Below are 14406 nucleotides of genomic sequence, written 5' to 3' on the forward strand. Positions count from 1 at the left end.
ATCTATCTATAATTACAAGCACCTGCATTGATGGAGAAGCACATGACAGCAACACACGAGGCGGTAAAGACCCGCCACAAGGAGACGTCTCTCATTTTCCCGGTTCTGGCACTGGCTGTGCTGCTCTTCTGGGGAAGCAGTCAGTCACTGCCAGTGGTGGTTGGTATCAATATTCTTGCCCTGGTCGGTATTTTAACCAGCGCCTTTAGCGTCGTTCGCCATGCGGACGTACTGGCCCACCGTCTGGGCGAGCCCTACGGATCGTTAATTCTCAGCCTTTCCGTCGTTATTCTCGAAGTCAGCCTGATTTCCGCGCTCATGGCGACCGGCGATGCCGCGCCGACGCTGATGCGCGACACCCTTTACTCGATTATTATGATTGTGACGGGCGGCCTGGTGGGCTTCTCTCTGCTGCTGGGCGGGCGTAAATTCGCGACCCAGTATATGAACCTGTTCGGCATTAAACAGTATCTGATTGCCCTCTTCCCGCTGGCGATTATCGTGCTGGTCTTCCCGATGGCGCTGCCGGGTGCAAACTTCTCCACCGGTCAGGCGCTGCTGGTCGCGCTGATTTCCGCAGCCATGTACGGCGTGTTCCTGTTGATTCAGACCAAAACGCACCAGAGCCTGTTTGTGTATGAGCATGAAGACGACAGCGACGACGATGACCCGCACCACGGTAAGCCGTCGGCCCACAGCAGCGCGTGGCATACGGTTTGGCTGATCGTGCATCTGATTGCGGTGATTGCCGTCACCAAGATGAACGCCAACCCGCTGGAAACATTGTTAACCGAGCTGAACGCGCCGGTCGCGTTTACCGGTTTCCTGGTGGCGCTGCTGATCCTGTCTCCTGAAGGGCTGGGCGCGCTGAAAGCCGTCTTAAACAATCAGGTACAGCGCGCAATGAACCTGTTCTTCGGCTCCGTGCTGGCGACCATTTCACTCACCGTGCCGGTGGTGACGCTGATTGCCTTTATGACCGGTAACGAGCTGCAGTTTGCGCTGGGCGCGCCGGAGATGATTGTGATGGTAGCCTCGTTGCTGCTGTGCCAGATTTCGTTCTCAACCGGGCGCACCAATGTGCTTAACGGAGCAGCGCATATGGCGCTGTTTGTGGCCTATTTGATGACGATTTTTGCGTAGTCTGTTTGCCCGGCGGCGCTTCGCTTGCAGGGCCTACGGGTTTCGTAGGCCGGGTAAGCGCAGCGCCACCCGGCAATATGCCCCATAAAAAAACCCGCCGAAGCGGGTTTTTTATTATTTGCTGGTATCCAGCTCGTCGAAGCTCTTCACCAGATCGTCAATCGCTTTGATCTGTTTCAGGAACGGCTCCAGCTTATCCAGCGGCAGCGCGGATGGGCCGTCGCATTTTGCGTTATCCGGATCCGGGTGCGCTTCAATGAACAGACCTGCCAGACCGGTTGCCATACCGGCACGCGCCAGTTCGGTCACCTGAGCACGACGGCCACCGGACGCGGCGCCAAACGGGTCGCGGCACTGCAGCGCGTGGGTCACGTCGAAAATCACCGGAGACTGGCCGGAGACATTTTTCATCACGCTGAAGCCCAGCATGTCCACCACCAGGTTGTCGTAACCGAAGTTAGCGCCACGGTCGCACAGGATCACCTGATCGTTACCACCTTCGATAAACTTATCGACGATGTTGCCCATCTGACCCGGGCTCACGAACTGTGGTTTTTTCACGTTGATCACGGCACCGGTTTTCGCCATCGCGGCAACCAGGTCGGTCTGGCGAGCCAGGAATGCCGGGAGCTGAATCACGTCCACCACGTCTGCCACCGGCTGCGCCTGAGAGGCTTCATGCACGTCGGTGATCACTTTCACGCCAAAGGTCTGCTTCAGCTCCTGGAAAATCTTCATCCCCTCTTCCAGGCCCGGGCCACGGTAAGAGTTGATGGAGGAGCGGTTGGCTTTGTCAAAAGAGGCTTTAAACACGTACGGGATGCCCAGCTTCTGGGTCACGGTCACGTAGTGCTCGCAGATACGCATGGCGAGGTCGCGGGATTCCAGCACGTTCATGCCGCCAAACAGCACGAAAGGCAGGTCGTTTGCTACCTTGATATCACCAATGCTAACCACTTTTTGTTTCATAGGATCGCCTTATTCAGGTGTGAATCGGAATTAAGATTAATGCAGTGTAATTTGCTTGTGCGAGATCGCGTTGATCTGCGCACGAATCATTTCGCTAATGGGGTCTTCCGGACACTGCTCGACGAAATAGCTCAGATCGTTTAGCGCCACGTGCTCACAGTCGAGCTGGGCATAGATCAGCCCGCGGTCGCGAATTTCGTACGGGTCTTCCGGATTAAACTGCAGCAGCACTTCGCTGGCGCGCAGGGCCAGCTCCATCTGACGCTCTTCCATCAACGCTGACTTCAGCGTATCGAGCAGCTTGCGGATCACTTCTGCGTTATCCGCCTCGTCGAGATCTTCGTTGAAGAGCTCAGCCACCGGGCTGATGTTGCCTTTCAGCCACACGTCCAGCGTATGTTCATCCAGCGTGTCGCCGTTGAAGGGATTAATGAGCCACATCTCACCGTCCAGCCACTCCGCACGCAGGATCATCTGCGTCGGGAAAATGACCGGCACCAGCGGAATATCCAGGCGGTGCGCGACCCACAGTAAAATAGAGCCCAGCGCAACGGCGCTGCCCTGACGATTTTTTAAGACCTGGTCCAGCCATAATGCGTCAGACAGGCGATACACGCCCCGCGTGTCGCAGAAACCCCATTCGCCGTAGAAAAGCTCAAGCAGCTTCTCTAATTGCCAGTCTTGCGGGCGCGCCTGATTAATCTCTTCACGCGCCAGGCTGACCAGATTCTCCAGCTCATCGTAGACAAACTGCGACGTAAAATCGTCGCGAATCATCTCAGAAATCAGGATCATGCCATCGCAAAGCGGCACTTTATTAAATTCGAAATCGGCTAAGGACCTCATGACTTACCCCAGTAACGACCGAGCGTACAGCGACGCCCGGACGAGATAAAACTCAAAACGATGTAGATGATAACGCCAAACCGCCTTTCAGTCAGCCTTACGCCTTTATCAGTAAATGGCAGATAGCCTGCACTCATAGCCACTGCCCCAGCGTCAGACGTTCATTGCCGCCGTAGTCGCGGCAGGTTTTGACGTCGGCGTAACCCGCCTGAGTAAACAATGCCCGCACACTTTCTCCCTGCGTCCAGCCATGCTCCACAAGAAGCCAGCCGCCGGAAAGTAAATGTTGTCGTGACATTGTCACAATGTGATCGAGGTCGGCTAAACCTTCCCTGGCGGCGACCAGCGCCGTCAGCGGTTCGAAGCGCACATCACCCTGCGCAAGGTGCGGATCATGCTCGTCAATATAGGGTGGGTTACTGACAATGACGCCAAACGTCTGGTTCTCCAGCGCGCTAAACCAGCTGCTTTGCAGCACCGTTACGTTGGTCAGGCCAAGACGCTCCACGTTGCGCTGCGCCAGCGCCACCGCGTCGGGCATCACATCCACTGCCGTCACCGCGCAGTCGGGTCTTTCACTGGCGAGCGCCAGCGCGATGGCCCCGGTGCCCGTACCGAGATCAAGAATGCGGCAGGCCGCCGTCGGTAAACGCGCCAGCGCCTGTTCGACCAGACACTCGGTATCGGGACGCGGGATCAGCGTCGCCGCCGAGACGTAAAGCGGTAACGACCAGAACTCGCGCTCACCGACAAGGTGCGCCACCGGCTCGCCGTGCTTACGGCGGGCAAGCAGCGTGGCGAGCCGTGCTTCCTGCTCAGCGGTCAGTTCGGTTTCACCGAAGGCCAGCAGGTACGTGCGGGCTTTGCCCGTCACATGCTCAAGCAAAATTTCGGCATCGCGTTTCGGGCTCTCGCTTTCGGAAAGCTCAGCGGCAGCCTCACGTAACCAGCGCTGAAAATCCATTATTCCTGCTCGGACAGTGCCGCCAGCTGGTCGGCCTGGTATTCCTGCACGATAGGCTCAATCAGCATATCCAGCTTGCCTTCCATCACTTCATCCAGACGATACAGCGTCAGGTTGATGCGGTGGTCGGTCACGCGCCCCTGCGGGAAGTTGTAGGTGCGGTTACGGTCGCTGCGATCGCCGCTCCCCAGCAGGTTACGACGCGTAGACGCTTCCGCCTGCTGGCGTTTCGCCATTTCGGCCGCGTGGATGCGCGCACCCAGCACGGACAGCGCTTTGGCTTTGTTTTTATGCTGGGAACGCTCGTCCTGACACTCCACCACGATACCGGTTGGCAGGTGGGTAATACGGATGGCGGAGTCGGTGGTGTTAACGTGCTGACCACCCGCCCCGGAGGAGCGGAAGGTATCAATACGCAGATCCGCCGGGTTGATGTCCGGCAGCTCCGCTTCCGGCAGCTCCGGCATCACCGCCACCGTACAGGCGGAGGTGTGGATACGGCCCTGAGATTCGGTGGCCGGAACGCGCTGCACACGGTGACCGCCGGATTCAAACTTGAGACGACCGTATACGCCGTCGCCGCTGATCTTGGCGATAACCTCTTTGTAGCCACCGTGTTCGCCTTCGTTGGCGCTCATGATCTCCACGCGCCAGCGACGCGACTCGGCGTAGCGGCTGTACATGCGGAACAGATCCCCGGCAAACAGTGCCGCTTCGTCACCGCCGGTCCCGGCGCGGACTTCCACGAACGCGTTACGCTCGTCGTCCGGATCTTTTGGCAGCAGAAGCACCTGAAGCTGCTGCTCCATCTCCTCAGAACGCGCTTTCGCATCCTGCAACTCTTCCTGCGCCATCTCGCGCATTTCAGGATCGTCGAGCATCATCTGCGCGGTTTCGATATCTTCCTGAACCTGTCGCCAGTCGGTAAAGCATTTAGAAACATCACTTAACTGCGCGTATTCACGTGAGAGCGCGCGAAAACGCTCCTGGTCCGCAATGGTCCCGGCATCGCCGAGCAGCGCCTGGACTTCTTCATGGCGCTCGTGCAGAGCTTCCAGTTTAGCGACGATAGAAGGCTTCATAGGCGTAAGTGCACCTTGTCTTAGAAAATGGGTATAGGGCGCTATTCCAGCCCGAGGCTGTTGCGCAGAATAGTCAGGCGTTCATCATCCCCGTCACGGGCAGCCTGCTGAAGAGATTTGGTTGGCGCATGAATCAGGCGGTTGGTCAGTTTCCACGCCAGATCCTGCATAATTGCATGTGCGTCGCCGCCCTGCTCCAGGGCCGCTAACGCTTTGGCTGTCAGGTCGTCACGCACCTGCTCCGCCTGTCCGCGATACTCGCGGATGGTCTCGCTGACGCTTTGCGCGCGCAGCCAGGCCATAAACTCACTGGTTTCCTGCTCAACAATGGTTTCCGCCTGCACCGCCGCCGCTTTACGCTGGGCGAGGTTGTGCGAAATAATGCTTTGCAGGTCATCCACGCTGTAGAGGTAGGCGTTAGGCAGTTTGCCCACTTCCGGCTCAACATCGCGCGGGACGGCAATATCCACCAGCAGCATCGGCTGATTACGACGGGACTTCAGCGCGCGCTCCACCATCCCTTTGCCGATAATCGGCAGCGGACTGGCAGTCGAGCTGATAATAATGTCCGCCTCTTTCAGACGTTCATCGATGTCGCTCAGGGCAACCACCTCTGCGCCCACTTCATCCGCCAGCACCTGCGCGCGTTCGCGAGTGCGGTTAGCGATAATCATCTTTTTCACTTTATGCTCGCGCAGATGGCGCGCCACAAGTTCGATGGTTTCGCCCGCGCCCACCAGCATCACAGTGACGGTGGAGAGGGATTCAAAGATTTGGCGTGCAAGGGTGCAGGCCGCGAAAGCAACGGAAACCGCACTGGCACCAATGTCGGTTTCGGTTCGCACACGCTTCGCCACGGAGAATGACTTCTGGAACATGCGCTCCAGCTCGCTGGCCTTCAGATGCCCTTTTTGCGAATCCGCAAAGGCTTTTTTCACCTGACCCAGAATTTGCGGTTCGCCGAGCACCAGCGAATCCAGCCCGCTGGCCACGCGCATCAGATGGCTGACGGCATCGTTGTCCTGATGCCAGTACAGGCTGTTGCGCAGCTCGTCTTCATTGAGATTGTGGTAGTCGCATAACCAGCGGATCAGCGCTTCGTGCAGGTTATCCTGCTCTTCCACGCTTAAATAGAGCTCGGTACGGTTGCACGTCGAGAGCACCACGCCACCCTGCACCATAGGCTGTGCAAGCAGGCTGTCCAGCGCCAGGTCGAGCGTATCTGGCGAAAACGTTACGCGTTCTCGCAGCGAAACCGGGGCCGTTTTGTGGTTGATGCCGAGTGCTAATAGGGTCATGTTGAGCGGGAGTAGTACCAGCGTTAATAAGGTTAGCAGAACGCATCATACAGGATGCGCGAGATCAATAAAAGAGACAGCCCCCTTTCGGAGTAATAGGTTACACAACGCTTTGAGATAATTTGAACGTAGACGGTAGCCCCCTTCGACGCTAGCATTAACAGTTATAACTGCAACGTATCTCAAGGATTTGTCCTTATTATGACCCGACTGATTCGCCTGCTGCCCCTGGCGGCACTGGTTCTGACCGCGTGTACCGTCACTCAACCAAAAGGCCCGGGCAAAAGCCCTGACTCGCCACAGTGGCGTCAGCACCAGCAGGACGTCCGTAATTTGAACCAGTACCAGACCCGCGGCGCGTTTGCTTATCTTTCGGATGAGCAAAAAGTGTATGCACGCTTCTTCTGGCAACAAACGGGTCAGGACAACTATCGCCTGCTGCTGCTGAACCCGCTGGGCAGCACCGAGTTGGAGCTTATCGCGAAACCGGGCGAAGCGCAGATCACCGATAACAAAGGCCAGCACTACACCGCAACCGATGCCGAAGAGATGATTGGCAAGCTGACCGGAATGCCTATCCCGCTCAACAGCCTGCGCCAGTGGATCCTCGGCCTGCCGGGTGACGCCACCGACTATACCCTGGACGATCAATATCGTCTGAGCCAGGTGAACTACACCCAGAACGGCAAAACCTGGAAAGTGGTGTACAGCGACTATGACAGCAAGAGTAAACCGTCGCTGCCATCGAATATGGAACTGACCCAGGGCAGCCAGCGCATCAAGCTGAAAATGGACAACTGGATCGTTAAATGATGACCCACTGGCCCTCTCCGGCAAAACTGAATCTGTTTTTATACATTACCGGCCAGCGCGCTGACGGCTATCACACCCTGCAGACGCTGTTTCAGTTTATTGACTATGGCGACACCATCTCCATTGAACTGCGCCAGGACGGGCAGATTTGCCTCCTGACGCCGGTCGACGGCGTGGCGCATGAGGATAACCTGATTGTGCGCGCCGCGCGTCTGCTGATGAACGCCGCAGCGGAATCAGGTCGTCTGCCTGCGGGAAGCGGTGCGGATATTCGTATCGAGAAACGTCTGCCGATGGGCGGCGGTCTGGGCGGCGGCTCATCTAACGCCGCCACGGTGCTGGTTTCCCTGAACCACCTCTGGGGCTGCGGGCTGTCGCAGGACGAACTTGCCGCCCTGGGCTTGACGCTGGGCGCGGATGTTCCGGTGTTTGTTCGCGGTCATGCGGCCTTTGCCGAGGGCGTGGGGGAAATCCTCTCCCCGGTCAACCCGCCGGAAAAATGGTATCTGGTTGCTCACCCCGGCGTGAGCATTCCGACCCCGGTCATCTTTAAAGATCCTGACCTGAAAAGAAATACCCCGATTCGGTCAATAGAAACGTTATTAAATTGTGAATTCAGCAACGATTGCGAGGATATCGCAAGAAAACGTTTTCGCGAGGTTGATGCGGTGCTTTCCTGGCTGTTAGAATACGCGCCGTCGCGCCTGACTGGTACAGGGGCCTGTGTCTTTGCTGAATTTGACACCGAATCCGCCGCTCGTCAGGTGCTTGAGCAAGCGCCGGTTTGGCTGCATGGTTTTGTAGCGCGTGGGATGAACATTTCCCCCCTACAGCAGGCCATTCTGGCGCAGACTGAGTTTCGGTGACAACGTCACCCTGTTCCAGACGTTGCATCGCGCTCTTTAATACACCGCCTGGATAGCCTTTGCCTGGCCCGCACAGTTTACGGCGAACGCTATCCACCACTGGACGCATGCCTGAGGTTCTTCTCGTGCCTGATATGAAGCTTTTTGCTGGTAACGCCACCCCGGAACTAGCACAACGTATTGCCAACCGCCTGTACACTTCCCTCGGCGACGCCGCCGTAGGTCGCTTTAGCGACGGCGAAGTCAGCGTACAAATTAACGAAAATGTACGCGGTGGTGATATTTTCATCATCCAGTCCACCTGTGCTCCAACGAACGACAACCTGATGGAACTGGTTGTTATGGTCGACGCCCTGCGTGGCGCTTCCGCAGGCCGTATCACTGCTGTAATCCCTTACTTCGGCTATGCCCGCCAGGACCGTCGCGTCCGTTCCGCGCGTGTGCCAATTACCGCGAAAGTTGTCGCTGACTTCCTGTCCAGCGTTGGCGTTGACCGCGTACTGACCGTTGACCTGCACGCAGAGCAGATCCAGGGCTTCTTCGACGTCCCGGTTGATAACGTATTCGGCAGCCCAATCCTGCTGGAAGACATGCTGCAGCTGAACCTGGATAACCCAATCGTGGTTTCTCCGGACATCGGCGGCGTGGTACGTGCCCGTGCTATCGCTAAGCTGCTGAACGATACCGACATGGCGATCATCGACAAACGTCGTCCGCGCGCTAACGTTTCTCAGGTGATGCACATCATCGGTGACGTGGCTGGCCGCGACTGCGTGCTGGTTGACGACATGATCGATACCGGCGGTACGCTGTGTAAAGCGGCTGAAGCGCTGAAAGAGCGTGGTGCCAAGCGCGTATTCGCTTACGCTACCCACCCGATCTTCTCTGGCAATGCCGTAAACAACCTGCGCAACTCCGTGATTGACGAAGTTGTGGTATGCGATACCATCCCACTGAGCGACGAGATCAAGGCACTGCCAAACGTGCGTACCCTGACCCTGTCCGGGATGCTGGCCGAAGCGATTCGTCGTATCAGCAACGAAGAATCCATCTCTGCAATGTTCGAACACTGATCGAGCACGGCCAAAAAACCCGCTGCGGCGGGTTTTTTTGTCTCTGGGTTTTATTTGTATGATTAATGCCTCCTTCACCTGCCATTCATATGACAGATGATGCGCATACGGATGATAGATAATTGTGAAAAACGTAGCCTCCTCACATGTTCTGCCCTTTCGCGCCCTCATCGACGCCTGCTGGAAAGAGAAGTACACCTCCTCACGCTTTGTGCGTGACCTGATTGCCGGGATCACAGTCGGCATTATTGCCATCCCGCTGGCGATGGCGCTGGCGATTGGCAGCGGCGTTGCGCCGCAGTACGGCCTGTACACCTCAGCCGTGGCCGGGATCGTCATCGCTCTGACCGGCGGCTCGCGCTTCAGCGTCTCCGGCCCGACTGCCGCCTTTGTGGTGATCCTCTACCCCGTTTCACAGCAGTTTGGTCTGGCAGGCCTGCTGGTCGCCACCCTGATGTCCGGGGTCTTTTTGATTCTGTTTGGCCTGGCCCGTTTTGGGCGGCTGATTGAGTACATCCCCCTTTCCGTGACGCTGGGGTTCACCTCGGGGATTGGGATCACCATCGGAACCATGCAGATCAAGGATTTCCTCGGCCTGCAAATGGCGCACGTCCCTGAACACTATCTGCAAAAAGTGGGCGCGCTGTTTATGGCGCTGCCGACTGCGAACCTTGGCGACGCCGCCATCGGGATGGTGACACTGGGCACGCTGATCGTCTGGCCTCGTCTGGGCATTCGACTGCCGGGCCATCTGCCCGCGCTGCTGCTGGGCTGCGCGGTGATGGCTATCGTCAATATGTTCGGTGGTCATGTCGCGACTATCGGCTCACAGTTCCACTATGTTCTGGCGGACGGTTCACAGGGCAGCGGCATTCCGCAACTGTTGCCGCAGCTGGTGCTGCCGTGGGATATGCCCGGATCCAGCTTTACCTTAAGCTGGGACTCCCTGCGCGCCCTGCTTCCCGCCGCGTTCTCGATGGCGATGCTGGGGGCGATTGAATCCCTGCTCTGCGCCGTCGTTCTGGACGGGATGACAGGCACCAAGCACAAAGCTAACAGCGAACTGGTCGGTCAGGGATTGGGGAACCTCGTCGCGCCGTTCTTTGGCGGTATTACCGCAACGGCAGCCATCGCCCGTTCCGCGGCCAACGTGCGCGCGGGGGCAACGTCACCCGTTTCGGCAGTTATCCATTCCGTACTGGTGATCCTCGCCCTGCTGATCCTCGCCCCGCTGCTTTCCTGGCTACCGCTTTCCGCCATGGCCGCTCTGCTGCTGATGGTGGCCTGGAACATGAGTGAGGCGCACAAGGTGGTGAACCTGCTGCGTCGCGCGCCGAAAGACGACATCATCGTGATGCTGATCTGCATGTCGCTGACCGTGCTGTTCGATATGGTCATCGCCATCAGCGTCGGGATCGTGCTGGCGTCCCTGCTGTTTATGCGCCGTATCGCGCAGATGACACGCCTCTCCCCGGTCAACGTAGAGGTGCCTGACGATGTGCTGGTTCTGCGCGTGATTGGCCCGCTGTTCTTCGCCGCTGCGGAAGGTTTGTTCAGCGATCTGGAATCCCGCATCGCGGGCAAGCGGATTGTGGTGCTGAAATGGGATGCCGTGCCGGTGCTGGATGCGGGCGGACTGGACGCCTTCCAGCGCTTTGTGAAACGTCTGCCGGAAGGCTGCGAGCTGCGGGTGAGTAACCTCGAATTCCAGCCCCTGCGCACCATGGCGCGCGCGGGCGTGCAGCCGATCCCTGGCCGCCTTGCCTTTTATCCTAACCGTGAAGCCGCATTAGCGGATCTGTGAGCCGCCTGATGCAGAGGAACGTCTCTGCATCATCACCCCAATCGCCTGCTGAAGCCACCCAAGCACGGCAGGCGTCATCCATGTTCCCTTCATCAGATGCGGCTCCTGCTGCATGGCCGTGCGAAACTTTTGCTGGGTCTCCGGACGGGTGCCCGCGTACGACTGGAATAACGCCAGCCAGTTTTCAGCCAGCTTTTGCGCCTCCTCCGAGGCAGGATCGATATTCTCCCGCTGCGCCTGATGCAGTTTTGCCACCAGCGGCGGCCACTCCATCATGCGGTCAAAGTAGTGCTTCCGGGTAAAGGCCATCTCCTCGGCGGAAAGATATTTTTCCCAGATAATCAGCTTCGACTCGGCGAACGCCCGCGTAATGTAATCGGTCATTTCCGGCGTGATGCCGGTCTGCACCTGCATCTGCGGCTCCACGCTGTGCATCTCGTTCAGCCGGGTGAGAAACTCCGGCTTGCCCGCCGTGTCCTGCTCCAGGCGTTCCATCCAGCGCGTCGCCAGGTCCATCGCCCGCGGGTCCGTGACGGGTATGTGCTGTTTCAACAGCGTGTTTGCCTCCGCAACCAGCCCTGACCAGATGGCCGCCAGCGCATCCTTCTGCACCGCAAACGGCAGTTGCTGTAACTCTTCTTTGCTAAACCAGCGATCGTACATATTCATTAACTCCAGAGTCTGTAGCCAGGATTCCAGATCCGGCGTCGCATCGTTGAGCAGCCCGGTGCGCAGTTCGACCAGCCGGTCGCGCAGCGTATGTATGCTGCGCAGCTGTTTATCCAGCAGCGTGATTTGCGCATCGAGTAACTCGGTTAACGACAGCGACTCCTGTTCCAGGAAATCCCTGATTTCAGCAAGTTCCAGCCCCGCCTTTGCCAGCGCCTGGATCATATGCAGACGCTGAACATCCGCCAGGTTGTAGAGCCGGTAACCTGCTGCGCTTCTGGCAGAAGGCAGCAACAACCCTGTTTGCTCATAGTGATGCAATGTGCGTACGGTGATCCCGGCCCGTTTCGCCAGCTCACCCACCTGAATCAACATAACTGCTCCTTTTACTTTGCCAGTGCCGCTACTCTGGAGCCTTACGTTACGTGAGGGTCAACCCTTGATGCAAAAAAAAACGACTCCCTGAGGAGCCGTTTCGGTATTCTTTAACGTAGCGTCAACTGTGCTTATGCTGATCGCGACGACAGCGTTTGTCGTAGTGGCGCACCCACCAGTATTTGTCACACACTTCCTCATGGCCGCTCACGCGTGCTCCCGCCAGCCACAACACTGCACCAATGAAGATGCTCAATATCGCGCCATGCGCAAAGTATTGCGGGAGATCAAGCTGCGGCAGTTGGTTTAAAATTGAATAACCCACGCCGGCTACCATCACGAACAGCCCCAACCCCATCAGCACGTTACCGAGTAACGAAGCGTTTTTGCGTTTCATGTGTCACCTCCGGAACTTTGGGTTGTCAGGGGAAAAGCCCCTAATCCTTGTGTGTAAAGTATAGACAACGCCCCTTTTATGAGTTGCGTGAATGATCACAATTACAGATAACTCCCAAACAAAAGTTTACAAATAACACGTTGAACAGCTTGAAATTCTAATTGTTCAGATAAGTAATTATTCGTATTTCGCTGCGATGATCGCAGAATTTTGTCAAGCGGCGCGCCAGACAGTAAACTACGCGCCAGATCTGGAACCCATTAGGAATTGAATCGTGACGATTAAACTGATTGTCGGCCTCGCCAACCCGGGCGCAGAATATGCGGCCACCCGCCACAATGCCGGGGCATGGTACGTCGATCTGCTGGCCGAGCGGTTACGTGCTCCCCTGCGTGAAGAACCTAAATTCTTCGGGTATACCTCACGTATCAACCTTGCTGGCGCGGACGTTCGCTTACTGGTGCCTACCACCTTTATGAACCTGAGCGGTAAAGCCGTAGCGGCGATGGCAACGTTTTATCGCATTAATCCGGATGAAATTCTGGTCGCCCACGATGAGCTGGATCTTCCCCCAGGCGTGGCAAAATTCAAGCTGGGCGGCGGGCACGGCGGCCACAACGGCCTAAAAGACATCATCAGCAAGCTGGGCAATAACCCGAATTTCCACCGTTTGCGCGTTGGAATCGGCCATCCGGGCGATAAAAACAAAGTTGTCGGTTTCGTGCTCGGTAAGCCACCGGTTTCTGAGCAGAAACTGATTGACGAGGCGGTAGACGAGGCGGCACGCTGCACGGAAATCTGGCTGAAAGACGGCTTAACCAAAGCGACAAACCGCTTACACGCTTTTAAAGCGCAATAATCCGCCCGATACGGCTTTTTTACCGCGCGTCATGCGGGTTACGTGTATAATAGGCGTAGTTATTTACTTTTCATCAATCGGTTATCGTTAACGGATTGATTATCAAGATATTAAGGTGATTTAGAAATGGGATTCAAATGCGGTATCGTCGGTCTGCCAAACGTGGGCAAATCCACCCTGTTTAACGCGCTTACCAAAGCGGGTATCGAAGCGGCGAACTTCCCGTTCTGTACCATCGAACCTAACACCGGCGTTGTGCCAATGCCTGATCCGCGTCTGGACCAGCTCGCGGAAATCGTGAAGCCGCAGCGCATTCTGCCAACCACCATGGAATTCGTTGACATCGCGGGCCTGGTAAAAGGCGCATCCAAAGGTGAAGGTCTGGGTAACCAGTTCCTGACCAACATTCGTGAAACCGAAGCGATCGGCCACGTTGTGCGCTGCTTCGAGAACGACAACATCATCCACGTTAACAACAAAGTGGATCCGGCTGACGACATCGACGTTATCAACACCGAGCTCGCGCTCTCTGACCTCGACACCTGCGAACGCGCGATTCACCGCGTGCAGAAGAAAGCCAAAGGCGGCGACAAGGACGCGAAAGCGGAACTGGCTGCGCTGGAAAAATGCCTGCCACAGCTGGAAAACGCCGGCATGCTGCGCGCGCTGAAAAACCTGACTGACGAAGACAAAGCGGCGATCAAATACCTGAGCTTCCTGACCCTGAAGCCAACCATGTACATCGCCAACGTTAACGAAGACGGTTTCGAGAACAACCCGTACCTGGACAAAGTGCGTGAAATCGCCGCGGCGGAAGGTTCTGTGGTTGTTGCGGTTTGCGCGGCCGTTGAATCCGACATCGCCGAGCTGGACGACGCCGACCGTGAAGAGTTCATGGCCGAGCTGGGTCTGGAAGAGCCGGGTCTGAACCGCGTGATCCGCGCGGGCTATGAGCTGCTGAACCTGCAAACCTACTTCACCGCTGGCGTGAAGGAAGTGCGTGCGTGGACGATTCCTGTGGGTGCAACGGCGCCTCAGGCGGCCGGTAAGATCCACACCGACTTCGAGAAAGGCTTTATTCGTGCGCAGACTATCGCGTTTGAAGACTTCATCACCTACAAGGGTGAGCAAGGCGCGAAAGAAGCAGGCAAGATGCGTGCGGAAGGGAAAGATTACATCGTTAAAGATGGCGATGTGATGAACTTCCTGTTTAACGTTTGATTCGTCTTGAATGAAAAAAATCCACGC

General features: G+C 57.0%; 14 protein-coding genes and 1 pseudogene. 7 read left to right on the forward strand and 8 right to left on the reverse strand.

The annotated features are described in order from the left end of the window. Nucleotides 1-42 precede the first annotated feature (42 nt). Nucleotides 43-1143, forward strand: a complete 1101-nt coding sequence (gene chaA, locus ACMWJS_RS06385; RefSeq protein WP_008499517.1) for a sodium-potassium/proton antiporter ChaA — start codon at nucleotides 43-45, stop codon at nucleotides 1141-1143. 114 nt (nucleotides 1144-1257) lie between these two features. Here the strand turns inward: chaA and kdsA are convergent, their stop codons facing one another. From kdsA to hemA, 6 genes and pseudogenes are all read right to left on the reverse strand, one after another. Continuing rightward, complete coding sequence (kdsA, locus tag ACMWJS_RS06390) at nucleotides 1258-2112, reverse strand: 3-deoxy-8-phosphooctulonate synthase (RefSeq protein WP_023312123.1); 855 nt, start codon at nucleotides 2110-2112, stop codon at nucleotides 1258-1260. A 36-nt stretch (nucleotides 2113-2148) separates the two neighbouring features. Further along, the gene (gene sirB1 / locus ACMWJS_RS06395; RefSeq protein ID WP_024907069.1) at nucleotides 2149-2958 is read right to left on the reverse strand and encodes an invasion regulator SirB1; all 810 of its coding nucleotides are present in this window, start codon (nucleotides 2956-2958) and stop codon (nucleotides 2149-2151) included. Between the two features lie 29 nt (nucleotides 2959-2987). After that, nucleotides 2988-3116, reverse strand: a pseudogene (locus tag ACMWJS_RS06400) (siroheme synthase); the annotation flags it as partial. Continuing rightward, complete coding sequence (prmC, locus tag ACMWJS_RS06405; protein ID WP_414746811.1) at nucleotides 3092-3922, reverse strand: peptide chain release factor N(5)-glutamine methyltransferase; 831 nt, start codon at nucleotides 3920-3922, stop codon at nucleotides 3092-3094. The gene prmC and the pseudogene ACMWJS_RS06400, both read right to left, overlap by 25 nt. Next, nucleotides 3922-5004, reverse strand: coding sequence for a peptide chain release factor 1 (prfA, locus tag ACMWJS_RS06410; protein ID WP_021240360.1), 1083 nt, complete (start codon nucleotides 5002-5004; stop codon nucleotides 3922-3924). The genes prmC and prfA overlap by 1 nt, the downstream gene beginning before the upstream one ends. Nucleotides 5005-5045: 41 nt before the next feature. After that, the gene (gene hemA / locus ACMWJS_RS06415; RefSeq protein WP_024907067.1) at nucleotides 5046-6302 is read right to left on the reverse strand and encodes a glutamyl-tRNA reductase; all 1257 of its coding nucleotides are present in this window, start codon (nucleotides 6300-6302) and stop codon (nucleotides 5046-5048) included. Nucleotides 6303-6503: 201 nt separating this feature from the next. On the opposite strand from hemA, the gene lolB reads away from it, so the two are divergent. The 4 genes from lolB to dauA all read left to right on the forward strand — a co-directional run bounded on the left by lolB (nucleotide 6504) and on the right by dauA (nucleotide 10858). After that, the gene (gene lolB, locus ACMWJS_RS06420) at nucleotides 6504-7115 is read left to right on the forward strand and encodes a lipoprotein insertase outer membrane protein LolB (RefSeq protein ID WP_063621904.1); all 612 of its coding nucleotides are present in this window, start codon (nucleotides 6504-6506) and stop codon (nucleotides 7113-7115) included. Then, entirely contained in the window at nucleotides 7112-7981 is an 870-nt protein-coding gene (gene ispE / locus ACMWJS_RS06425; RefSeq protein ID WP_414746812.1) for a 4-(cytidine 5'-diphospho)-2-C-methyl-D-erythritol kinase, read from the forward strand. The genes lolB and ispE overlap by 4 nt, the downstream gene beginning before the upstream one ends. A gap of 125 nt (nucleotides 7982-8106) precedes the next feature. After that, nucleotides 8107-9054, forward strand: coding sequence for a ribose-phosphate diphosphokinase (gene prs / locus ACMWJS_RS06430; protein ID WP_414746813.1), 948 nt, complete (start codon nucleotides 8107-8109; stop codon nucleotides 9052-9054). 124 nt (nucleotides 9055-9178) lie between these two features. Next, entirely contained in the window at nucleotides 9179-10858 is a 1680-nt protein-coding gene (dauA, locus tag ACMWJS_RS06435; RefSeq protein WP_063621908.1) for a C4-dicarboxylic acid transporter DauA, read from the forward strand. Here dauA and ACMWJS_RS06440 read toward each other — a convergent pair. Further along, complete coding sequence (locus ACMWJS_RS06440; RefSeq protein ID WP_414746814.1) at nucleotides 10844-11902, reverse strand: MerR family transcriptional regulator; 1059 nt, start codon at nucleotides 11900-11902, stop codon at nucleotides 10844-10846. The two genes, dauA and ACMWJS_RS06440, sit on opposite strands and share 15 nt — an antisense overlap. A 121-nt stretch (nucleotides 11903-12023) precedes the next feature. Beyond that, nucleotides 12024-12299, reverse strand: a complete 276-nt coding sequence (ychH, locus tag ACMWJS_RS06445) for a stress-induced protein YchH (RefSeq protein WP_024907062.1) — start codon at nucleotides 12297-12299, stop codon at nucleotides 12024-12026. A gap of 274 nt (nucleotides 12300-12573) precedes the next feature. Between ychH and pth the strand changes: the two genes are divergently transcribed. Both pth and ychF read left to right on the forward strand, forming a co-directional pair. Further along, a complete protein-coding gene (gene pth, locus ACMWJS_RS06450) occupies nucleotides 12574-13158 on the forward strand; it encodes an aminoacyl-tRNA hydrolase (RefSeq protein ID WP_023336005.1) in 585 nt (194 codons plus the stop codon). Nucleotides 13159-13284: 126 nt separating this feature from the next. Further along, nucleotides 13285-14379: a redox-regulated ATPase YchF gene (ychF, locus tag ACMWJS_RS06455; protein ID WP_003856650.1), complete on the forward strand. Its 1095-nt coding sequence runs from the start codon at nucleotides 13285-13287 to the stop codon at nucleotides 14377-14379. The last annotated feature ends 27 nt before the right edge of the window (nucleotides 14380-14406 follow it).

The sequence above is a fragment of the Enterobacter sp. HK-058-C-ECC genome (assembly GCF_047531125.1).
GTDB classification, from domain to species: domain Bacteria; phylum Pseudomonadota; class Gammaproteobacteria; order Enterobacterales; family Enterobacteriaceae; genus Enterobacter; species Enterobacter quasiroggenkampii.

Bases quoted from the DNA above. Each gene is read 5' to 3' on its own strand.
- ACMWJS_RS06440 (WP_414746814.1), bottom strand. From the start codon at position 11,902: ATGTTGATTCAGGTGGGTGAGCTGGCGAAACGGGCCGGGATCACCGTA.
- ispE (WP_414746812.1), top strand. From the start codon at position 7,112: ATGATGACCCACTGGCCCTCTCCGGCAAAACTGAATCTGTTTTTATAC.
- hemA (WP_024907067.1), bottom strand. From the start codon at position 6,302: ATGACCCTATTAGCACTCGGCATCAACCACAAAACGGCCCCGGTTTCG.
- sirB1 (WP_024907069.1), bottom strand. From the start codon at position 2,958: ATGAGGTCCTTAGCCGATTTCGAATTTAATAAAGTGCCGCTTTGCGAT.
- kdsA (WP_023312123.1), bottom strand. From the start codon at position 2,112: ATGAAACAAAAAGTGGTTAGCATTGGTGATATCAAGGTAGCAAACGAC.
- chaA (WP_008499517.1), top strand. From the start codon at position 43: ATGACAGCAACACACGAGGCGGTAAAGACCCGCCACAAGGAGACGTCT.
- ychF (WP_003856650.1), top strand. From the start codon at position 13,285: ATGGGATTCAAATGCGGTATCGTCGGTCTGCCAAACGTGGGCAAATCC.
- lolB (WP_063621904.1), top strand. From the start codon at position 6,504: ATGACCCGACTGATTCGCCTGCTGCCCCTGGCGGCACTGGTTCTGACC.
- prmC (WP_414746811.1), bottom strand. From the start codon at position 3,922: ATGGATTTTCAGCGCTGGTTACGTGAGGCTGCCGCTGAGCTTTCCGAA.
- ychH (WP_024907062.1), bottom strand. From the start codon at position 12,299: ATGAAACGCAAAAACGCTTCGTTACTCGGTAACGTGCTGATGGGGTTG.
- prfA (WP_021240360.1), bottom strand. From the start codon at position 5,004: ATGAAGCCTTCTATCGTCGCTAAACTGGAAGCTCTGCACGAGCGCCAT.